The following is a 21,593-nucleotide window of genomic DNA, read 5'->3' as shown; positions in this document are numbered from 1 at the left end:
AGTGCGGACCCGCCCATAAGCATATGGGAAATGGTGAATCGAAAATGGACCGCGCCATCATCCGGAGCGCTGGCGACCAAACCGTAGTCGGTCCGAGGAGGGTCCGTGACCAATCAAGACCTCTCGCAAGCGAACGAACCTCGCCAGGACCAGCAAACAACCCAGCAGCGTCTGATGCTGCCTCCTCACCGGAATTCAATCCATTCTCGCCAGCCACGTCCACCCTCCGCAATACGATCACTCGATACTACGGGATTATAGGGCAGTTCGTCACTATCGACAGCCCGCTATAGCTTGCCATGCGAGCCGTATCCGCGTACCCAAATCGACCCATACGCCCATAATTGACCGACCTGGAGTGCTCGGTTACTCGCGGCCTGTATCGAAACGCGGACGATTGCCACGCAGGGTGAATTAAGTTTGCCTTTTCGACTTTAACGGTGACTTTGCCGGAACGGTCAAACATCGAGACATCGCCTTCGATTTCACCAAGGATAGCGATACCCAGCTGAGGAACGCGTCCATTACTGTAGTAGATGACGAAATCGCCCATCTCTAGCGACCAAGCGTCCCCGCCGAAAATTCGTTCTGCCGCGAGGCGGCCGGCAGGTAGCCGGTCTTTCTGGCGCCGATGATGGTCCATCTCGATCGTCAACGGCGGCATTCCGGCAAGGGCGTGAGCCGCTGCGTTGTCAGCCAAGGCCCAGCAACATCCAAGGCGGATCACGCATCACGCATTGAGAGGGTCGCACGCCGCGAAGCAATTACGCATCAACTTGGGCCTTCTGCTTCATGGGATCGGTCGTGCCGCCTCTTGCCGGCGTCTACAATTGTGCTCTTGAGACCTATACTGCCGAGACATCCCATAGGACTATTTGAGCTGCGACGAGATGCAGGACCGTTTCGACTACAGAGATGCCGCTAGCGCTATCGCCCGGCGCCCTTTGCATACTGCTTCGGAGAATAGCCAAAAGCCCGCTTAAAAGCTGCGCCAAATGCACTTTTCGATTCGTACCCAACCGTTGGCGCGACAAGAGAAATAGTCATGCCCTCATTGGCTAAGCGGTTTGCCGCAAGCATCATCCGCCAGCGGGTCAGACGCGGGCGTATCTTTGTCTGACCCGCCGCGAAACGCTGTGCTGGGGACTTCTCGCCTCAGAACGATGCCATGCATTTTGCGCATGGCTTCACTGCAGAAAAGTCTATTTAATGTGAGGTGCGAACGGCTATCTAGATTTTCACCGAAGCGATGCACCTCCTCCCGCAGAGCTTCGAGTTTCAGACGGCCCACTCCTCCTCCCAGGGACGTCTGTAGGAACGGCGGCACTCCTCCTCCCAGTCGCTGTTCGGTTCTTTTCGGAAAGCCTGCCGCCCCTCCTCCCGCGGCAGGCTTTTTCGTTTTGCGGACTGGCTGATCAAAGCCCGAGAGCTAGCTGAGGTTCTTGTCCGCTTTCTTCCGTGTTAAGGGACTACAGGGTGATCCCCGGGAGCCGCACTGGACGTTTTATCAGGAACACCGAGGCAAGCAGGAACTCCGCAATCTCCAGCATCTGGTCGACGTCCGAGATGGCTCCCGACACTGTCTGGCTGCGTGTCGCCTGGCTGAAATCCGAATATTTGATTTTGACTGTTACGGTTTTTCCCGCGATGTCGTGCGCCTCGCAGTAGCGCCGGACTTTCTCGGCTAGTGGCCGCAACTCGGCTTTGGCGAGATCGAAATTGTCGATGTCTTCTACGAAGGTGTCTCCGCGCCGACGGATTCCCGCGTGCGATCAGGTCTAACCTGCCGTTCGTCGATCCCACGGGCAATGCCGTAGAAGCGGACCGGACTTGCCAAAATGCTGCCGAAGGAAGGCGAGAGACTTCGACTTGAGATCGAGCCCCGTCTCTATGCCATGCCGTTTCATTCACCTATCTCTCATGGCAGGCAGCTTGCAGGAGCTACCCAGCTGTCCGCCTTTTCTGAAGGCCGTTTACAAGACGGTGGGTTTGGATTAGCGAGCGACGTCGTTGACAGGTCACCTAGCCAGCCTTGATAAGCGGCGGCGAGCGCTGAACCCGGTCAAGAGTTTCGATGTCGCGCGAAATCGCCCGGTTGTACATGGTGTCGATGTAGGGACGTACAATAGCGGCGGCTTCGCTCATGCGCGGGCAATCCTCGCGGCGGAAGTGTTCGGCGGCCTGCGAGATGCGTTCGCGCAGATTTTCTGCATCGACCAGTACCAGCTCCCTGTCGCGCATGACGATGCGGCCGCGGATGAGCGAGGTTTTCACGGCATCGGAATTGACGCTGAAGGCGATCTGCTGGATCGGATCATGAAGCGGCAGGAAGCCCCAATCGTAGCGGTCAAGGAGAATTATGTCGGCATCCATGCCGACCTTCAGCGCGCCGACACGGTCGGAAATCATCGCCGAGCGTGCGCCGCCATGAGTGGCCATCTCGTAGGCTTCATGAGCGGAGACCCAAGTCGTGTAGTCGTGCGAGCCGATCTTGTGCAGCATGGCGGCCGCTTTGACCGCATGGAAAATATCTGCTGTATCGGCAGAGGCGACGCCGTCGCAGCCGAGTGCCACGTTGACGCCGGCCGACTTCAGAGCGCGGATTGGCGACACGCCGGAACCGAGCTTGAGGTTTGCCAGCGGATTGTGGGTTGTCGAGCAGCCGGCGGCACCCATGATCTCGATGTCTTTTTCCGTCAGCCAGATCGCATGATTCATCGTCAGGCGATGTGTCATTACGCCGACGTCCTTGAGATGCTGGACCAGCGTCGTGCCATAGAATTCCTGGCCGGTGACGGCTTGGGTCTTGGTTTCCAGCACATGGCAATGGATCGGCAGGTTCCGCTCTGCGGAGATTATCGCTACTTCGTGCATTAGTACGTCCGAGCAGCGTTGCGGCCCGCAGGGACCCAGAATGATGCGGATGCCGTCCTTCTCGTGCCATTTTTCCGAGTGGTGCTTGAACAAGGCAATCTGGTCCTGCCAGGGCACTTGTGGCAAGGCGTTGAGGCGCCCTTTCAGATCGTCCGGCATGATCTCGTGGAGAAATGGTAACCCGCCTAAAAACGAATGGTCCCACATGGACGACGTGATGGAGGCGCGTAGGCCGAGATCCCGGTAGGCGGCAGCGGTGGCATCGAGCGCGTTCTCGTCGAAGAACATGTTGATGCAATCGTCCTGTAGTGTCGTCACGCCCGATCTGACAGAGACGATGGCCACCAGCATGGCGCGCAGATAGTGTTCCTCCCAGCTCAACTGGCGGGCGTTGAACGGCGGATAGACTTCCGACAGCCAGATCTCCAGCGGCAGATTGTCGTATCGCCCCATCTCGAAACCTTCGTTGGAATGCATATGCGCATCGACGAAGCCGGGCATGACCAGCGATTTCGAGGCATCGACGATCTCGATGTCGGCAAAACGGCTGACGTCGATGTCCTGTCCGATCGCCGTAATCTTTTCGCCTTCGACCAGAATGTCGGCACGGTCGTGAACGGTGCGTGCCGCGTCATTGGTCAGAACCCGGCCGTTTCGGATCAGGATGGGCATGTCAGGTCTCCGGGGTTTCGATGTTGATTGACCCCAAGCGTGGGCCATGGGAGCCGAACCCGTCAAGCATCTCTGTCAGCACCTTCCAACAAGCTAGGAATGTTTTCCGCACACTTGCGCGATGCCGCCTTATGGGGTGAAGTGTCGAAGGAGGGCCAAACCGGGACGCGTCATGTCAGAGAATATCAACGCCGATAATCTGGATGTGCGGCAGCTGAAAGTGCTGCAAATGCTTCTGGCTGAGCGCAGCGTCTCGCGCGTTGCCGGGATTTTGCGCCAGAGCCAGCCGACCGTCAGCGCCCAGCTCAAGCGCCTGCGCGAGATTTTCAAAGATCCGCTTCTGGTGCGTAGCGGCCAGATCATGGTGCTGACCGAACGCGCGGAGCAGATCCGTCTGATGGTCGACCAGCTACTGGACGACATGCATCAACTGCTGGATGCCGACGAGATTTTCGATCCCGGGCGGGCGCGGCGGCAGATCCGGATCGCGGCGGCTAACTGTTTCGAGGTCTTCTTGGTGCCACGGCTGATACAGGCCATCCGCATGGAAGCACCGCACGCGACGATCGAATTCACCCCGCATTCAATGCAGAGCGATTTCGCCCATGATCTTGAAACCGGCCAACTGGATGCGGTAATCGGCAACTGGCCGGTGCCCCCGCAGAACCTGCGGCATATGGCGCTGATCAAATCGGACATCGCCTGCATCATGTGCGCAAGCCACCCGGCGGCCCGGCAGAAGGCGATCACCCTCGATCAATATCTGACGCTCAACCACGTATCGCCGACAGCGCGACGGCAATTTTCGATCAGCCCGATCGACGCCAATCTGGCAGCCATGCAGCTATCCCGACGCGTGGTGGTTTCGGTGCCGGAATACGGGCTCGTGAAACAGGTTTTACCGGGCTCCGACCTGGTCTTCACCACCGGCCGGCCCTATGCCGAATACATGGCGCGGCAGGGCAATTTCGGCACCGTCGATGCGCCCCCGGAGCTGGGCAGCATGACGTTCTATCTTCTGTGGCACGAGCGCAGCCAGTTCAGCAAATATCACCATTGGTTGCGCACGCTCGTGCGCCGCGTGGCTAAGAGCTCCGATCTTTTCCTGCCGCAGCCGCCGATCGTCGTCACGCAGACGGCGGCGCAGGAGCCGATCGCGCCCCTTCGGACCGATCCGCCATCCCGCCCGGTCATATGAAAATCCTGATAACCTCTATTCCTGCCAGCACGGTTCCAAGCCGGCCCAAAAGCGCCTCTAATTAAAGCATCGACAGTTTCTGCACATTTTCCGTGCACAAATTGAATCATGCGAGGTTCTTCACAATGCTGATGCATGGACTTCTTCTGGACGGCGCCACACGTCATCCCGACCGCGACTGTTTCCACTGGGTCGACCGTAACCGCGGCCTGACCTATGGCGAAGCCGCCGAACTCATGGGCGATTTCGCCGGCCTGCTGCATGAGCTGGGCGTTGGGGATCGGTCCTGGTACCCGCGCGATATCGAGGAAGCGCTCTGCGCGATCGCGACCATCCGGGACGCGGCACTAGTCGGCGTGCCTGGAGACAACGGCCTGCGCCCGGTTGCAGCCGTCATGCTCTCGGGCGTGGGGCCGCTGGATGCTGCCGCCTGCAAGACGCATCTTTCGAACACGACCAGTTACGATATCGATTGTCTGAAGATCGTTGTCGTCAAGGAGATGCCGATGACTCCCACCGGCAAGATCGCCAAAGCTGAGCTGACACAGATGCTTGGCAGCGGCACCGACGTCCAAAACTGAAACTTGAAACCAGAACACAATCATAAAAGGGAACTTCACGATGTATACTCGACTGCGTTCCATAGCCTGCGTGATGGCCGGCACATTTCTGACCATGAGCATTCTGCCTGCGGGAGCTCAGGACTTCACGGGCAAGACTCTGGTGGTCGGCACCTGGGGTGGCGATATCGAGCGCCTACTGCGTAAAAATGCTGCCGAGCCGCTAGAAAAGGCGACCGGCGCGAAGGTCGAATTCCTACTCGGCGGTAGCGGCGACCGCATGTCTAAAATGGTGGCCGAAAAGGGCAATCCAACCATGGACGTGACCTTCCAGAACATCTACGAGGCGCCGCAGGCCCTTAAGGATGGTCTCGTCGTCGCCCCTGACGAGAAGGACCCTGTTTATGCCGACATCTGGCCGGGCATGAACCAGGGCTGCTACGCCATGTCGCTGGTCGGCCTCGGCATCGCCTACAACAAGAACCTGGTCAAGACACCGCCCGAATGGGTCGATATGTGGAAGCCGGAATATAAAGGCATGATTGCACAGGCCGCGTATCCTGGCTCGGAAAGCGATGGAATCCTCGGGATTGCAGCAAAGCTCGCCGGTAAGGACGAACACGATCCAGACGCCGCCTTTGCCAAGCTTGCCGAACTTGGACCTCCCAAGCTCACCTACACAAGTCTCGATGAAGTGTTCGGGCTGATGGATTCCGGAGAAGTAGCGATGGCACCGATGATCAGTGGCTATGTGCTTGCAGGTCTGAAGCAATTTAAGAACATCGGCTTCGCCTTCCCGAAGAATCCTGGCCCGGTTCTGGTTCGCGATATGATCTGCCAAGTGGCCCATAGCCCAAATCCAGAGCTTGCAAAAATGTTCATCGATCTGGCGCTCGGCGTTCCCAACCAGACCGCCTATGCCGAGGAAATCTTTTTCGGCCCGACCAATTCCAAGGTCGTGCTGTCGGAAAAGGCCGCCGCTGATACGATCAACACGCCGGAAGAGGTCAAGAGCCTCGTACAGCTCGACTGGCCCTACATCATCAGCCAGCGTGGCGCCTGGACCGAACGCTGGAACAAGGAAATCCTCCGCCAATAACGGACCCGTCCCCTCCCTGCGCGCTCCTTGCGCGCAGGGCTCAACCGAAAGCACGCAAACCATGTCCAGCCGTCCCCTTGCCTATCTCCTCCTTGCGCCGGCGACGCTTCTGATCGGCTGCGTGTTTCTAGTTCCCTTCATCCTCTTGCTGGTCATGGGTTTCTGGACGCAGAAGCCGGGTTCTCTCTTGCTGGACACGCAGTTCACGCTGATTAACTACCAGCGCATCTTCGGGGACAATCTCTATCTGCGCGGGCTTCTGACAACCCTGTGGCTGAGCGCCGCAACCACCCTGATCTGTCTCGCCATCGCGCTGCCAGTCGCCTATTTCATGGTAAAGAAAGCCGGCCGTGCCCGCGGACTGCTGATGGCGCTGATGCTCATTCCGCTTGTCAGCGGCGCCCTGTTGCCGACACTCGGCCTCGTCAATCTTTTGAGCACGCTCGGCGTTGTCAACGGCGCGCTGAAGGCGCTGGGGCTGATTGATAAGTCGATTTCCTTTCTTGGCAACAGCACGGGCATTCTGATTGGACTGGTGCAGTCCTTCCTGCCGCTCGCCGTGCTGCCGCTCGTCACCGTGCTCGACCGGCTTCCTGCCGACTACGAGGATGCCGCGATGTCCCTTGGCGCATCGCGCCGCAACGTCTGGCGGCGCGTTCTCCTGCCGCTGTCGATGCCGGGTCTGCTGGCCGGCGGACTGCTGGTGTTCTGCGCGGCACTGACCTCCTTCGTCACGCCGCAGATCCTCGGGCAGGGCAAGGTCGCAACCTTCGCCACCATGGCCTTCCAGCAGGCCTCGCTGGTGCTAGACTGGCCGTTCGCCTCGGCGCTTGCCGTTGTGATGCTGGCGATCTTGGCGCTGATCGCGCTTGCTGCATCGCTTGCGCAAAAGCGGATGGCGCATCGAAGGGCGGTCGCATGAGACAGTCGCGAAGCATCCATGTCCTCTGGACGATCCTAACGGCACTCGTCTTCGTGTTCCTGATGTCGCCGATCATTGTACTGATCTTCTCGGCGTTCGACGATGGCAAGTTCTTCCGCTTTCCCCCGCAGGTTCTGTCCACCCGCTGGTTTCAGGCGGCCTTTGCCAGTGCAGAATACCAGCGGGCGCTCCTAAACAGCGCGCTCATCGGCACGCTCGCCACCATCGTCTCGCTGGTTCTTGGCACGCTTTCGGCCATCGCGCTGGTGCGGGGCAACCTCAAGGGCAAACTGGTCTTCGAGGTGATCCTGCTGGCGCCGCTGACGCTTCCGCTGATCGTCTGGGCCATCGCGCTCCTGCAGATCTATTCGCGCCTTGGTATCAGCGGGTCGCTCAGTGGGCTGGTGCTGGCGCATGCGACGATCACGCTGCCGTTTACGGTCCGCATCATGATCGCCACGCTTGGCCAAGTCGATCCCAATCTTGAACTGGCCGCAAAGAGCCTCGGCGCGCCGCCTTTGACGGCTTTTAGGCGCGTAACGCTGCCGCTGGTGCTGCCGGGGCTTCTCGTCAGTTCCGCTTTTTCGTTCCTAGTGTCGTTCAACGATGTCATCGTCTCCACCTTCATCGCTGGTGCTGCCTGGATCACTTTCCCCGTACGGCTCTATTCGCAGCTGCGCGGCCAGGGCATCGACCCGATCACACTGGCTATCGGCGCCATGATCATCGGCGTCATCCTCCTCGTCGTCGTTTTCGGCGAATTCATCTTCAAATGGTCCAGGAGAGTTTAGACATGGGTTATCCTTACAAAGCCACCATGCCCCAGTTCGCCCGCGACGGCATTCCGACCCTGACGGGCTTTCAGCGCGCCGACGTCGCCCCTTACGTGGTGCTCGCCGTCCGCGATCCGCTGACGGTATCGTCCGACGGCCGCGACGGCGACATCGCCTCGTTTCTCGACGATGCGCGAACCGTGGCGCTGACCGGGCTGTTTTCCACCGTCACCGGCACCTATGAGGGCGTGCCGATCAGCGTCGTGTCCGGCGGAAGCGGCGCGCCGGAGGCGGAATTGGCGCTGATGGACCTGTTCAACTATACAGACGCCAGCGCCGTTTTGCGTATCGGCGGCTGCGGCGGCTGGAGCGACAGGGTTAAGGTCGGCGATCTGGTGATCAGCGCCGGTGCCGTGCGCGACGAGGGCATGAGCAAGGCGCATGTGCGGGCCGAATATCCGGCGGTCGCCGACCATGAACTGGTGGGATTTCTGGCGGATGCCGCCCGCGACATCGCGAGCCCCCACCATATTGGCATCACCCGCTCGGGCGACAGCGAATATACCGGATGGGGGCGCCCTGGACCGGGCGGCTATCTGCAGGACGAGCATGCGGGCATCATCGACTACTGGCGCCGCGCCGGCATTCTGAACACCGATCGGGAAACCTCCGCCATCCTGACTCTCGCCCGGCTTTATGGCCACCGCGGCGGATCCGTCTGCTCGGTCGGCGACAATGTCGTGACCGGCGAGGCGCACCGCTCTGGCGCCGGGCATCAGGAGGCGATCAGGGTCGGCCTGTCGGGCCTTGCGCGGCTTGCCAGAGCCGATCGTGTCCGCGGAGGGAAACCATGAGCGACTATCTTTCGATCGAAGGAATTGGCAAACGCTATGGCATGGCCACGGCGCTGGAGGCGATCGACATCGGCGTGTCGCGCGGCGAGTTTCTGGCGCTGCTCGGCCCGAGCGGCTGCGGCAAGACCACGTTGCTGCGGATCATCGCCGGCCTCTTGAACGCCGATGGCGGAAAGATCGTGCTTGACGGCCTAGATATCACCGACCTGCCACCGTGGAAGCGCGATATCGGCCTGGTGTTCCAGAATTATGCCCTGTTTCCGCATATGAGCGTGCGTGAGAATGTCGGCTTCGGCCTACAGATGCGCAAGATCGATGCGCGTGCGATCGTACCGCTGGTCGACGAGGCGCTCGACGTGGTGCGGCTGCGCGATTATGCCGAGCGCCGACCCTCCGAGCTTTCAGGCGGGCAGCAGCAGCGCGTCGCGATCGCCCGCGCCATCGCCATCAAGCCGCGACTGCTCCTGCTTGACGAGCCGCTCTCCAACCTGGATGCGGTGCTCCGCAACTCGGTGCGCGTCGAACTGCGTGAACTGCACGAGCGCACCGGCCTTACCACGATCATGGTCACCCACGATCAGGCGGAAGCGCTGACGTTGGCCGACCGGATCGCGGTTCTCTCACAGGGCAGTGTGCTCCAGCACGATACAGCGGAAGTGATCTACGAGCAGCCGCAGACGGCCTTCGTCGCCGCTTTCGTCGGCAGTCCTCCGGCCAGTCTCTTTCTCGTCAGGAAGTCCCTAACCGGGGAGATCCTGCTCGACGGCGACATCGTCTGGTCGCCGCCGTCAGGGGTCGGAGCAGCACTCGGCACCTTCAATCGCCGTGCCCTTCATCTGGCGCTTCGGCCGGAGTCCCTGACGCTGGTGCCGCGCGATACGCGGCACAGTCTGCCGGGCACTCTCCGCACAGTCGAATATATGGGCAGCGACAGGCTGGCGCATGTCGCCATCGGCGACCAGACGGTTCTTGTGCGCACGACCGGGACCATGACGTTCACCGGACCGGACATCGGCGTTCTGATGCCGGATGCCATGCCGCCGGTCTTCGACCCGGAAACCGGGTTTCGCCTCCACACAAACCCAATGAGTGAGATCTCCTGATGCCTGCTTCCCTCCACGTGCTTGGCGTCGTCGTGCTCGACAGCCTGTATTTCGTGCCGCACCTTCCTCGCCACGACGAGAAGGTGTTCACGCGCAAGACTGAATTCCTTCCCGGCGGCCCGGCTTCCTTCGTTGCGAGGACGGCCGCAAGGCTTGGCGCCGAAGTGGTGCTGGAGACTGCCGTTGGCGCAGATGCGGCCGGCGACCAGCTGATCGCAGCGTACGAGGCAGCCGGCATCCGCACGGATTCGGTGCTGCGCCTTTCCGGCGAGCGCACGCCCGTCGCCGTGCTGATCATCGACGATACCGGAGAAAAGGCGATCATTCTCGTGCCGATCCCCGAGGAATGGCTGATGCGCTACGGCGCCCAGTCGCATTTCGACAAGAGCGCCATTCTCGTCACTCATATGTTCCATCCGCAGCCGGTCCGGCTCGCCGCCGAGCGGGTGCGCGCTGTCGGCGGCCTGTCACTGCTCGACCTGGAATGGCCGGAAGTCGACCGTTGGGGTTTCGATACCGCGATGGAGGCGGCCCGCGACATCGACGTTATCTGCACGAACGGGCAGCTACTGGCGGCCCGCATGGGCAGCCGCGACGTCGATGCTGCCTATGCTTTTGCCGCAAAGCTTTCGGTGGGACGGCGCGCTGCCTGCGTGACGTTGGGCGCCGAAGGCGTGGTAGTCGCCGCCGACGGCAAGTTGGCGCATCTGCCAGCATGGCGCGTCAAAGCGGACAACACGACAGGAGCCGGGGACACTTTCATTGCCACCTTTGCACTGGCGCTCGCCGAAAGCCACGCGCCCTTCCATGCCGCCGCCATGGCCAACTGCGCCTCCGGCTGGTTCCTGGCCGGACGCACCTTCGATCTTGCCGCACTTTCCGCCGCGGCATCCGACATGACACCGACGACGACGAGGATCAATTGACACTGGTTTCCAACATTCACACCGTTCTGCTGGCCGCCTGCGTCGGCGACGCGCTGGGCGCAGCCACCGAGGGCATGCATCGCGACGAAATTGGCGCGGTCTTCGGCGGCCCCGTCACCAGCCTGACGCCGCCGCCGCCGCTTGCACCATTTGCACGGGGTCTGGAGCCCGGCCGCCTGACCGACGACGCAACCCAGATGCTGTGCATGGCGAAAATGGCCATCCGCGCCAAGGGCAATCCGACACTGAACGATGCCATAGACGGACTGCTTCTGTGGACCACGGACACGGAAATGTTTACACGATTTGCGGGCCCGACCACACGGATCGCGCTGGAAAAGCTGCAATTCGGCACCGGGCCGCAGGATGTGGCCGATCCCGGAGTCTATTCCTGCGTCTTCGGCACCTCGAACGGTGCTGCCATGCGGGCGCCGGTGGCGGGATGCATCCGACCCGGCGACATCGAAGGCGCGGCCGCAATCGCCGTGACGTTTTCCGCACCGACCCACAACACGCAGATCGCCTACGCAGGTGCCGCCGCCATTGCCGGTTCGATTGCCCACGGCCTTGGCGGCGGCAGTCGCGACAATTTGCTGGACGCAGCCATAAAAGCAGCACGGATCGGCGAGGCCGAAGCTAAACGCAGCGGCCGCGTGACCGGCGGCGCCGATATGGTCCGGCGGCTGGAGATGGCCGTCGATATCGGCCGGTGCTTCATCGGGCGCCCGCGGGCGGCAATGACGGAGCTCGAAGCGGTGATCGGCAACGGCGTCGCCATGGTGGAAGCCGTTCCCGTGGCTTTCGGTCTCGTCATCGCGGCCGAGTTTTCGCCCTGGCAGGCCATTCTTGCGGCCGTCAATGGCGGCAATGACAGCGACACTATCGCCATGTTCGCCGGCGCCGTCGCGGCGGCCTTCGGTACGGACGATCTCGACTTTGATGTCACAGCCGAGGTACAGCGTGTCAACGGGCTGACGCTTGGCGATCTTGCAGCCCAACTGGCGGAGGTCGCCCATGTCTGATTCCCGTTACTGGATCGAACTGTCGACGCGCCAGATCGCGGCGCTGCCGCCCGGCACGATCGCCATCCTTCCGGTTGCGGCGGTCGAGCAGCATGGACCGCATCTGCCTGTCGGCACCGATGCGCTGATCAATCGCGGCATTCTTGCCCACGCAATCGAGCGCATGGCGCCCGATATGCCCGTCGTCATCCTGCCGGAACAAATGATCGGCAATTCGATGGAGCATCTGAGCTTTCCCGGCACGCTGTCGCATACGGCGGCTGCGACCATGGAGATTTGGGGAACGGTGCTGGAAGGCGCCCTGCGGGCCGGCATCACCAAAGTATTGCTGTTCAACAGCCATGGTGGCCAGGTCAAGCAGTTGCAGCCGACGGCGCTGATGCTGCGCCAGCGGTTCGGCGCCATGGCCTTTTACGCCAGCTGGTTCGATGCCGGCTATCCGGAAGGACTATTCAGCGACGATGAAATCGCCTTCGGCATCCATGGCGGCGCCATCGAAACCTCGATGATGCTGCATCTCTATCCGCATCTCGTCGCAACCGACCATATCGCCGACTTTCCCTCCCGCGCCAAAGACCTGGAAACAGCGTTTTCGCTGCTGCAGACCGATCCGGGCAATGGCCGCATGGCAGGCTTCGGCTGGATGATGCAGGATCTGCACCCATCGGGTGCTTCCGGCGATGCGCGGCAGGCAACAGTGGAAAAAGGAAATGCGCTGGTCGAACGTGCCGCGGAGCGTCTGATCCAGGTGATCGGCGACATCGCCGCCTTCGACGAGACGCGCTTGTCGGCCATGACAGGTGTCGCCGCTGACATAAACGAACCCCTTGGAAACGGAAAAGGAATTCAGGAATGAACGATCATGGACGCTGGGCTGGGCGCAGCATGAAAAAGGACGAAGTGCGCAACGCTATCTGGCATCTCCTCGAAGAAACAGGCGTCGCCATCGGCCCTGCAGTCAGCCACATCCCGAACTTTGTGGGCGCCGACCTGGCCGCCTGGAGGCTGGCTCAGACGGATGCTTGGAAATCGGCACGCATGGTGAAATGCAATCCGGATCCGCCGCAGATCCCATTGCGGATGCGGGCGCTTTACGACGGCAAGACCCTGTTCTGCCCGGTTCCCGAGCTGACAAAATCCTTTCCCTATCTGCGCATCGACCCCGCAAAGCTGATCGAAAAGGGCGTGACCTTCGAATTGGCGTCAACCGCCGAGGGCTATATGGCCCATGGGGAGCGCATCGATTTCGACGATGTGCCGAAGCTTGATTTCTGCATCGTCGGCTCGGTGGCCGTCAGCCGCTCGGGCGGCCGAACCGGCAAGGGCGCGGGCTTCGCCGATCTTGAAACCGGCATCTTCCGAGAATTGGGCATCATCGGACCGGAGACGCCGATGGCGACCAGCATTCATTCATCCCAGCTGGTGCCCGAGGAGCAGATGACCATGCTCGCCCATGACAGCCCTCTCGACTACATCGCCACCGAGCACGAATTGATTGCAACCCACAACGATATGCCGCGCCCCTCCGGAGTTGCCTGGGACATGGTCCAGCCTGATCAATATGAGAACATCCCCTTCCTGGAGATGCTGCGCCGGCGGCTCGAGAAAAATTGACCTGCGGATTGGGGGGCCTTCGGGGTTGCTGTCACGTCAAGTTTTTCAGGCGATGCAGGCCGCAATTTTCCATGCGTCGAAAGCTTAGAGGCGAAGGTAGCGAATTATTTGTGCAGTACGGCGGCGGGATGGAACTGAAAAACAATTGCGGGTAACCGAGTGCATGGCGACGAACTGTTGAAGCACTCCCGGTAACCGGAAGTCTAGCATGGTTCGTTCTCGTTTTCGAGATGGAAGATGGCTGTTTTCGGCCCGATTATTGAGACCTTCGGGGACCAACGGTCAAGGCCGGGTGCTACCTCCGCCTTTGTTGCGCCATAAGAGCTGGATCACGATCAGCACTCCGGTAGGGTCGGGTTGCTTTTGACCAACCTTAAGGACGCCACCGAGGACCGACCAGCTGTTCCCGGTGAGAAGTTCATGTTGCTTGATAGGGCAGCTAATCGCGCCTGAAGCTTTTGGATGGGCGACATTGGGGCCGAGCTGGAGGAGAAGGGCGAAGGCAGCCCCTTATTGAGCGGAATTAGCGGCAATCTGCGTGGCAACCAAAGCCACGACGAAGGTCTTTTTAATGGCGAGATCGCGGCGGCCACCAATGCCGATCCGGCTAGGGTCGACCCAATAGTCATCACTCGATCCGCAGAAAGGATCTGCTTGAGTAGGCTGCAACGCCCCAGATGTAATTTCTTGTGAAACTTCCACATTTGGACACTGTATGCCGGGCATCGTCCGCTGCAGTGACTTCTGGTCGTCGTGCACTATGTATTTCTATTCACTCAAACTGGATCCAACTACATGAATTCTCGCTGGGTTTGGCTTCTTTCCCAAATTGCCCGCCGCATCTGGTTTAGAGCAACGCTATTTTCCATTCTTGCGATCGCCACCGCTCTCCTTGCCATTGTCGTTGGCCCATTTATCCCAGATCATCTTTCCACGCAGATCGGTGCTGACGCTGTCGACAACATTCTGGAAATCATCGCGTCCAGTATGCTGACGGTGACGACATTTTCGCTCAGCACCATGGTCTCGGCATATTCCGCAGCGACCAGCAATGTGACGCCACGCGCCACCAGATTGGTCATGGAGGACAGCACCACTCAAAATGTCCTTGCGACATTCATGGGCTCGTTCCTGTTCAGTCTGGTGGGCATCATCGCGCTCAGCACTGGGGCTTATGGAGATAGCGGCCGGGTTGTGCTGTTCGTCGTAACGATCGGCGTGATCATTCTGATCGTTGTCACGCTGCTACGCTGGATAGACCATCTTTCGAGGCTGGGACGCGTGACAGAGACGACGGAACGGGTCGAAAAGGTCGCTATCGAAGCGATGCGGGCTCGGCGCCAACGGCCTTATCTGGGCGGAAACCGTTTGCCGAACGCCAACGAGATCCCTTCATCAGCGAAGCCAATTTTTATCAATCGCATCGGCTATGTGCAGCATCTCGACACGAATGCGCTGTCATCGATCGCCACGGAATCGAAGGTGCGTATCTACGTGAGGATGATTCCCGGCAAGCTTGTCGATCCGACAAGTCCGATTGCCTGGATTGATGGCCTGAACCAAGAGAAGGAGCATGTCACAGCCGCCTGTGTGAAGTGCTTTTCCATTGAGGATACCCGATCCTACGATCAGGACCCTCGTTTCGGGGCATCTGTTCTGGCGGAAATCGCCTCGCGCGCCCTCTCTCCCGCGGTTAACGACCCAGGCACAGCGATCGACGTCATTTCACGGGCGCTGCGCGTCCTGGCTGTTTGGACAGAGCCTCTCGATGAAAAGGTCCAGGGCGATGTTCTTTTTCCAGACATCTATGTTCCGGCGATCGATCTGGACGACCTCTTCGACGATCTCTTCACACTGATCGCGCGCGACGGCGCTGCCCTCGTCGAGATCGGCCTGAGGCTGCAGAAGGTGTTCGCTATCCTGGCAAGGTTCCCCCAGCCTCGTTATCGCGACAATGCCTTGCGCCACTCGAAGGAGGCGCTTGCGCGCGCCGAGCTGGCCCTCGACCTAGAAGCCGACCGGCAGAGGCTCAGACTCGCGGCGAATGCAGTCATGGACGTCCAGCAATGAAGTCTGTGGCCCCGGACAAACCGTTTGCGGCGGCTCCGCCCCACTGATTGTGCAGTTGCGCCGCTCATTTGCGGGCTTGCAGCAGCCTTGCAGCTGCCCCAATGAGCACGTCGGGGAGTCAGGGACTTGCTCATTATGAGGTGCTTGACCATGTGATGGCCCAATTGATCACATAAATCCTATATCTCATCCGTAACGAAACGAACCAGGTCATGTTTGTACCACCCAGCATAGGCTTGGTTTGCGTCTGACTTGCGCGGACGTTCGATACAGAGCTGCATCTTACGTATAATTTAACTATCGTCTGAAATATTCCCCTTATGTTTCCAACTCGATAGCACACGATGGCTGTGTGTTTTGAGCTGAACCTAAGCAGATGGTTTGCTTCTGGCCAGCATATTTCGCCGATATGCACACCCATGCCGTTAAGGAGCTTCCCCGTGACACGCCCTAAAATCAAAACCGCCTTGATTGGCGTTCTATCCGTCGTAGCATTTGCAATTGTCGCTTTCTCTTATTTTGCAGTTCGCTCGCTGACGGCGACCAATGACAACGTCATCGCAATATCGACCAACTGGCTGCCAAGCGTCGCCACCGCGAAGGAAATCGATACAGCCTTATCCGACTTGCGTGTGGCATATCTGGAGCATCTCGCAGCATCCGACGAGAAGACACAGAGTGAGGCGCAGACCTCTATCGATACGGGGACGGCGCGGATCGCCAACGAGTTCAAGAACTACGAAGCTCTTGGTCTGGATGACAATGATCGAGGCCTGCTCGGAGACCTTCGCAATAATCTTTCACGCCTCAGCGCGGTAGGACTGCGTTTCGTCAAATTTTCTGCGGCTTCGCAGGATGATGACGCCAAGGCGGTCATGAATAAAGAAATGTCCCCAATTGCCGACAAGATGGCTGATCTTGTTGACCAGCTCGTCGCTGTGAACAAAAACGGCGCAACAAAAGCGGCCGGTGACAGTGCGGTCGAGTTCTCATCCACAATCGAAATCACCTATGCAGCGATTGGCGGCATTCTTACGATTATCTTTGGCGCAGTGTGGTTTGCGATTTCAGGCATTAGCCGGCCAATTTCCAAGATCACGGCGGCTATGACCAAACTGGCTGGTGGGGATAGAACGAGCTCCGTTCCCTTCGTCGGCCGCGCCGATGAAATCGGCGAGATGGCAAGTGCTGTCGAAGTGTTCCGCTTGGCGGCAATTTCCAACAAACGTCTTGAAGATGAGGCTGAAGCCGCGCGGATTCAAGGCGAGGCAGATCGAGTTCGTTTGACAGCCGAGGCTGAAAGTGCGGCACAGATCCGTTTGCAGGAAGCGACGACAGGTCTCGCCGGCGGTCTTCGTCGTCTCGCTTCCGGCGACCTTAGCTTTCAAATAGATGAAGCATTCGCTCCTGATTTCGACGCCCTTCGTCATGACTTGAACGGTGCGGTAGGACAGCTTGCAGATACACTGCGGTCCGTTGCGCAGGTCGCAGGGCAAATCGAAAATGGGACAAGCGAGATCAGCCAAGGCACCGAGGATCTGTCAAAGCGGACCGAGCAACAGGCCGCGTCCCTCGAGGAAACGGCCGCTGCACTCGATCAGATCACAGCCAACGTGTCTAATTCATCAAAGCGTGCCGAAGAAGCTAGATCTGTTGCTATCCAAGCAAATTCGAGTGCTGCCCAGTCTGGCAAGGTCGTCGCGAACGCCGTCGATGCCATGCAGAAAATTGAGGAATCCTCCAGCCAGGTTTCCAACATCATTGGCGTGATCGACGAAATCGCTTTCCAGACAAATCTCCTGGCCCTGAACGCAGGCGTTGAGGCCGCTCGTGCAGGCGAAGCTGGAAAGGGATTTGCAGTCGTGGCACAGGAGGTCCGGGAACTTGCCCAGCGCTCCGCAAAAGCCGCCAAGGAAATCAAGGAACTCATCCGCAATTCCTCGCTCGAAGTGCAAAGCGGTGTCAAACTGGTGAGCGAGACCGGAGATGCGCTGAAGACCATCGAGGGTTACATCGTAACCGTCAACCAACACATGGATGCTATTGCGACATCAGCCCGTGAACAATCTGTGGGGTTGGCGGAAGTCAACACGGCGGTGAACCAAATGGACCAGGTTACGCAACAGAACGCAGCCATGGTCGAGGAAAGCAACGCTGCCAGCGCCACCCTTGCCTCAGAAGCCGGGCACCTGCGTGAGCTAATCAGCCAGTTTCAACTGGGCGGGAGCGCAAGATCGCAAACAGCTGGACTTCGCCAAACAGCATCCGCAATGAAGTCGCAACGGGCGACGCCCTTGCCACGGGTCACTTCCCGTGGAAACACAGCTTTGAAACAGGAGGAGTGGACAGAATTCTGACGTTCGCGACAGACTTTTATGTGCAGGAGAATGTTGGGCTTAAACTCGAGAGCAAAAACTTTGTGGCTGCATATTCGCCATCCGCGAGATCCGCGGATGGGTTGTCGCAACGCATCTAACGGACCTATTTCAGAGGGTTTGGTATTCATGAGACGGGTGTTTGAACAACTCTCTGATATACAGCCGCCGGCCACTCAGCCCATTCTTCCTCGGATGCTACATGGTTTGATACCTCAGCGTGCCAGAAGCAGCACTCTCAGATTCAAAGTGCACAAGCTGTTTTCCTCGTGCTCCAGGAAAGGATGACCGGTGAGCGACGTCAAAGAGACTTTAGATGACATTCATAAAGCGCTCCGATCAGTCATCGAGGCTTCGCGAAAGCAGTTCGCCATGATCGCCACCACGCAGATTGCCGTGTTGTCTGTTATCGAACAACTCGCGGGGTCCAGTCTTATTGACGCAGCACTGGCTGCGGATCGAATGCGCGAGATGATCACCGAAATTCTCACTGCAAATACCGATGGACTTGGCAAAGACGTTTCGATATTTGCGGATCGCATAGCAAAGTTCGCACCCGCAGAAACCCCAAGCGCTCCACAGCCACCGAAGGGTACCAAACCGAAGCTGGTGCAATAGACAATGAGGTGTCGAATTGGAGCGACACGGCTGTCAACAGCATGTCATGCTGAAGCGGGCGGGTATAAGATTGGCTAAATTTCCTGGAATTGGCATGGGTAGAGATTTTTAATGAGCATCCTCGTAGAAGTTGAATCGTTTGGCTTCAAAGGCGATCTTGTCGAGACGTATTTTATTCCAATCCATCAAATTTGCGGCATTCGAAACAGTCGCAACGGATGTTGGATTCATGTGGTTGGTATGATGGCCAATGCCAAGCCAATGGCGTTACGGTCGAAGATCGATTTTACGGAGCTCAAGTCTCTTTTTGACAACCGTTGAGGCAAGCGCATCAGGCATAGATCTGAATACATTCACATCCACCATGCAAATGAGTTCCATAGATATGCTTTCCGCCTCGGACCTTTGATTTTGCGCACGTTTTAAGTTCTTTTGCGAGGTCGGCAGTTCGTATCTTTTCAAGCGCAAAGCTTTTACTCAACTTGTTAGAGACGAATTAATCTCAAAATGTGTGCGAGCCCATCAAAACTTGCAGACGCGCCCATGATACTGGTCTTGCTCAGTGAGTATGACGGAGGCGTCGACCGGCTTGCCAACGCCTAAGATCCGCTTATGAGTGTATCGGAAAGCTAAGCCATGTTGGTCTTGGTATCCCAGGGGCCACCATTGTCCACAGTCGCAGTCAACGTCGAAGCTACAGAACGAGCTCGTCTCGAGGCGCTTGCACGCTATGGTATAATGGACAGTCCCCGCGAGAAGGACTTCGACGACATTGCTCAGCTTGCGTCCGAAATATGCGGGACGCCGATCGCTGTCGTCAACCTGATCGGGGAAAGCCGACAGTTCTTCAAAGCGGAGGTCGGACTGGGCGTCCGGGAGACGCCGTTCGGCAGTTCTTTCTGCGCCAAGGCCATTCTCGAGGACGAATTCTTGATGGTGCCGGATGCCACGAAGGATCACCGTTTCGACTGCAACCCGCTCGTGACTGGTGATCCGCATCTTCGCTTCTATGCAGGGGCCGTTTTGAAGACCCCCGACAACCTGCCGATTGGGACAGTCTGCGTTCTGGATTATGAGCCTCGTGTTTTGAACGAGATGCAGCAGAGGACTCTACGCGTGTTGGCCAAGCAGGTCATGGCCCAGCTCGATCTACGGCAGGCGTTGCAGTCAGAAGCGAACTCGCGTCGACTGGCCCAAAGCGGCGAAGCGCGATATCGGGCGGTGTTCGAGAGCGCCGTTGACTACGCGATCGTTGTACTCGATCTCGGAGGTTTAGTTACCGACTGGAACGAAGGCGCGAATAGAATTCTCGGTTGGAGCCGAGAGGAAGCTTTTGGCCAACATGTCTCACTATTTTTCACTCCCGAAGATCGGGCTGAACATGTCGCAGACGTCGAGATGAGCAACGCTTTGGCACGCGGTCGAGGGGCGGACGAACGGTGGTATTTACGCAAGGGCGGCGAGCGGTTTTGGGCAAATGGCGAGATGATGCCATTGCAGGCGGCCGATGGCTCGACCGTCGGCTTCATCAAGATCTTGCGTGATCGCACTGCGCAGCGCGTGGCCGAAGATCAGGTAAAGGCGAGCGAAAAGCGCTGGCGGGAACTTTTCGAAAACATGGGAGAAGGGTTCTTTCTCGGCGAATTGATAAGAGATGGCCACGGGAGGGCTGTCGACTACCGCTTCATGGAGATCAACCCGGCTTTCATGGAGCTTTTGGGGCTTTCGGCTACTTGTGTCGGAAAGACTATCCGCGATCTTTCCACGCACATCCCTCAGTGGCTTATCGAGAGGTTCGCGCTCACGGTTGATACCGGGGTGTCTCAGTCGTTTGAGTTTTTTGTTACCGAACTTGACCTTTGGCTGGAGGTGCGAAGCAAAAAAGAGACGGGTGAGAGCTTCTCAGCGCTGTTTTTCGACATCACAGGCCGTAAGGAAGCTGAGGCTCTGCTGGTAGAAAGCGAGGAGCGGCTTAAAGTATCCCTCGGCGCTTCCGGGGGCGTCGGCATCTGGAACTGGATGCTCGAGAGCGAGCTTATCCACGGTGATGCCAATTTTGCAGCCATGTATGGTCTGAACCCGGAAAAAACGGCCTCCGGAGTGACGGTCGAGGAATACCAGAAGTTTGTCAATTCGGATGACCTGCAGCAGCTCAACGAAAAGATACGCGATGTGTTCGAACTCGGAGCCGACTTCGTCAGCGACTATCGAATTGCAGTTCCCGGGAAGGATGTCCGCTGGGTCGAATGTAAGGGCAAGCTCGTGCAGGTCGACGGAAAACCTCCGCGGTTCTCTGGCACGGCCGTCGACATCACTGCAATCAAATATGCCGAGCAGCAGAAGCAGTTGCTGATGGAGGAGATGGCACACCGAGTGAAAAACACGTTCTCAGTCGTGCAAGCCATTGCCTCGCAGAGCCTCCGGCAGGTGGATCCAGCGGCATCCACAAGTTTCTTTCAAAGACTAGCAGCGCTCGGAAACGCTCATAATGTTCTTCTGCAGACCAATTGGGAAGCGACAGATATCCACTATCTTGTCGAACGCATACTTCTTCCGCAGACGGGATCGGAACGATTTGAGCTGAGCGGACCTGACATTACTCTTGGATCGAGGACGGCCCTGTCGCTTTCACTGCTGCTGCACGAGATGGCAACCAATGCGGTCAAGTATGGAGCTTTGTCGGTCGATGGAGGAAAGGTCGAAGTCCATTGGTCGATCGAGACCGATGTCTTCAAGTTGACGTGGCGGGAAGTTGGTGGACCGCCAGCTACACCCCCGGCACGTCGTGGTTTTGGGTCTCGGCTGATCAGCCTAGGAATTAATGGTGCGAGGAACGTGCATTTGGATTTTTGCGTAGCAGGACTCTATGCTGTGTTCACCGCACCTGCCTCGTCTCTGACCTAGCAGTCAGCG

20 protein-coding genes and 1 pseudogene are annotated in these 21,593 nt (G+C 58.6%); 16 read left to right on the top strand and 5 right to left on the bottom strand.

Annotated elements, in window-relative coordinates; translation table 11 throughout:
- Positions 1–247: 247 nt before the first annotated feature.
- From J5278_RS31645 to J5278_RS19930, 4 genes and pseudogenes are all read right to left on the bottom strand, one after another.
- Positions 248–643, bottom strand: a complete 396-nt coding sequence (locus tag J5278_RS31645; RefSeq protein WP_374109215.1) for a hypothetical protein — start codon at positions 641–643, stop codon at positions 248–250.
- A 284-nt stretch (positions 644–927) separates the two neighbouring features.
- Complete coding sequence (locus J5278_RS19940) at positions 928–1,047, bottom strand: AraC family transcriptional regulator (RefSeq protein ID WP_247749322.1); 120 nt, start codon at positions 1,045–1,047, stop codon at positions 928–930.
- Positions 1,048–1,469: 422 nt separating this feature from the next.
- Positions 1,470–1,907, bottom strand: a pseudogene (locus J5278_RS19935) (DNA polymerase IV); the annotation flags it as partial.
- A 115-nt stretch (positions 1,908–2,022) separates the two neighbouring features.
- Positions 2,023–3,546, bottom strand: coding sequence for an amidohydrolase family protein (locus J5278_RS19930; RefSeq protein WP_209186056.1), 1,524 nt, complete (start codon positions 3,544–3,546; stop codon positions 2,023–2,025).
- A 205-nt stretch (positions 3,547–3,751) separates the two neighbouring features.
- Between J5278_RS19930 and J5278_RS19925 the strand changes: the two genes are divergently transcribed.
- The 11 genes from J5278_RS19925 (at position 3,752) to J5278_RS19875 (ending at position 13,617) form a co-directional block, all read left to right on the top strand.
- On the top strand, positions 3,752–4,744 hold the full coding sequence (locus J5278_RS19925) for a LysR family transcriptional regulator (protein WP_219258895.1): 993 nt from the start codon (positions 3,752–3,754) through the stop codon (positions 4,742–4,744).
- Between the two features lie 125 nt (positions 4,745–4,869).
- Positions 4,870–5,325 (top strand): hypothetical protein, encoded by a 456-nt coding sequence (locus tag J5278_RS19920; RefSeq protein WP_209186058.1) that lies wholly within the window; start codon positions 4,870–4,872, stop codon positions 5,323–5,325.
- Between the two features lie 40 nt (positions 5,326–5,365).
- Positions 5,366–6,403: an extracellular solute-binding protein gene (locus J5278_RS19915; protein ID WP_209229525.1), complete on the top strand. Its 1,038-nt coding sequence runs from the start codon at positions 5,366–5,368 to the stop codon at positions 6,401–6,403.
- A gap of 61 nt (positions 6,404–6,464) precedes the next feature.
- Complete coding sequence (locus J5278_RS19910; protein ID WP_209186060.1) at positions 6,465–7,325, top strand: ABC transporter permease; 861 nt, start codon at positions 6,465–6,467, stop codon at positions 7,323–7,325.
- Positions 7,322–8,116, top strand: coding sequence for an ABC transporter permease (locus tag J5278_RS19905; protein ID WP_209187854.1), 795 nt, complete (start codon positions 7,322–7,324; stop codon positions 8,114–8,116). The genes J5278_RS19910 and J5278_RS19905 overlap by 4 nt, the downstream gene beginning before the upstream one ends.
- Before the next feature lie 2 nt (positions 8,117–8,118).
- A complete protein-coding gene (locus J5278_RS19900; protein WP_209186062.1) occupies positions 8,119–8,952 on the top strand; it encodes a nucleoside phosphorylase in 834 nt (277 codons plus the stop codon).
- Positions 8,949–10,055 carry an ABC transporter ATP-binding protein gene (locus tag J5278_RS19895; protein WP_209186063.1) on the top strand — a complete coding sequence of 369 codons (1,107 nt, stop codon included), beginning with the start codon at positions 8,949–8,951 and terminating at the stop codon, positions 10,053–10,055. Before J5278_RS19900 ends, J5278_RS19895 begins: the two co-directional genes overlap by 4 nt.
- Positions 10,055–10,981, top strand: a complete 927-nt coding sequence (locus J5278_RS19890; protein WP_209186064.1) for a carbohydrate kinase family protein — start codon at positions 10,055–10,057, stop codon at positions 10,979–10,981. The genes J5278_RS19895 and J5278_RS19890 overlap by 1 nt, the downstream gene beginning before the upstream one ends.
- On the top strand, positions 10,978–12,003 hold the full coding sequence (locus J5278_RS19885; protein ID WP_209186065.1) for an ADP-ribosylglycohydrolase family protein: 1,026 nt from the start codon (positions 10,978–10,980) through the stop codon (positions 12,001–12,003). The genes J5278_RS19890 and J5278_RS19885 overlap by 4 nt, the downstream gene beginning before the upstream one ends.
- Positions 11,996–12,859 carry a creatininase family protein gene (locus J5278_RS19880; RefSeq protein WP_209186066.1) on the top strand — a complete coding sequence of 288 codons (864 nt, stop codon included), beginning with the start codon at positions 11,996–11,998 and terminating at the stop codon, positions 12,857–12,859. Before J5278_RS19885 ends, J5278_RS19880 begins: the two co-directional genes overlap by 8 nt.
- Positions 12,856–13,617, top strand: a complete 762-nt coding sequence (locus J5278_RS19875) for a 5-formyltetrahydrofolate cyclo-ligase (protein WP_209186067.1) — start codon at positions 12,856–12,858, stop codon at positions 13,615–13,617. The genes J5278_RS19880 and J5278_RS19875 overlap by 4 nt, the downstream gene beginning before the upstream one ends.
- Positions 13,618–14,127: 510 nt before the next feature.
- Here the strand turns inward: J5278_RS19875 and J5278_RS19870 are convergent.
- Positions 14,128–14,376 carry a hypothetical protein gene (locus J5278_RS19870; RefSeq protein WP_209186068.1) on the bottom strand — a complete coding sequence of 83 codons (249 nt, stop codon included), beginning with the start codon at positions 14,374–14,376 and terminating at the stop codon, positions 14,128–14,130.
- A 36-nt stretch (positions 14,377–14,412) separates the two neighbouring features.
- On the opposite strand from J5278_RS19870, the gene J5278_RS19865 reads away from it, so the two are divergent.
- From J5278_RS19865 to J5278_RS19845, 5 genes are all read left to right on the top strand, one after another.
- Positions 14,413–15,687 (top strand): DUF2254 domain-containing protein, encoded by a 1,275-nt coding sequence (locus J5278_RS19865; protein ID WP_209187857.1) that lies wholly within the window; start codon positions 14,413–14,415, stop codon positions 15,685–15,687.
- A gap of 440 nt (positions 15,688–16,127) precedes the next feature.
- Positions 16,128–18,044 carry a methyl-accepting chemotaxis protein gene (locus J5278_RS19860; RefSeq protein WP_209186070.1) on the top strand — a complete coding sequence of 639 codons (1,917 nt, stop codon included), beginning with the start codon at positions 16,128–16,130 and terminating at the stop codon, positions 18,042–18,044.
- A gap of 309 nt (positions 18,045–18,353) precedes the next feature.
- On the top strand, positions 18,354–18,680 hold the full coding sequence (locus tag J5278_RS19855) for a hypothetical protein (protein ID WP_209186071.1): 327 nt from the start codon (positions 18,354–18,356) through the stop codon (positions 18,678–18,680).
- A 111-nt stretch (positions 18,681–18,791) separates the two neighbouring features.
- Positions 18,792–19,001, top strand: coding sequence for a hypothetical protein (locus J5278_RS19850; protein WP_209186072.1), 210 nt, complete (start codon positions 18,792–18,794; stop codon positions 18,999–19,001).
- 345 nt (positions 19,002–19,346) lie between these two features.
- Positions 19,347–21,584 carry a PAS domain S-box protein gene (locus J5278_RS19845; protein WP_247749320.1) on the top strand — a complete coding sequence of 746 codons (2,238 nt, stop codon included), beginning with the start codon at positions 19,347–19,349 and terminating at the stop codon, positions 21,582–21,584.
- Positions 21,585–21,593: the final 9 nt, after the last annotated feature.

It is taken from the genome of Rhizobium sp. B21/90, assembly GCF_019355815.1.
Lineage (GTDB): Bacteria > Pseudomonadota > Alphaproteobacteria > Rhizobiales > Rhizobiaceae > Rhizobium > Rhizobium rhododendri.
This window is presented reverse-complemented; position numbering and strand designations above follow the sequence as displayed.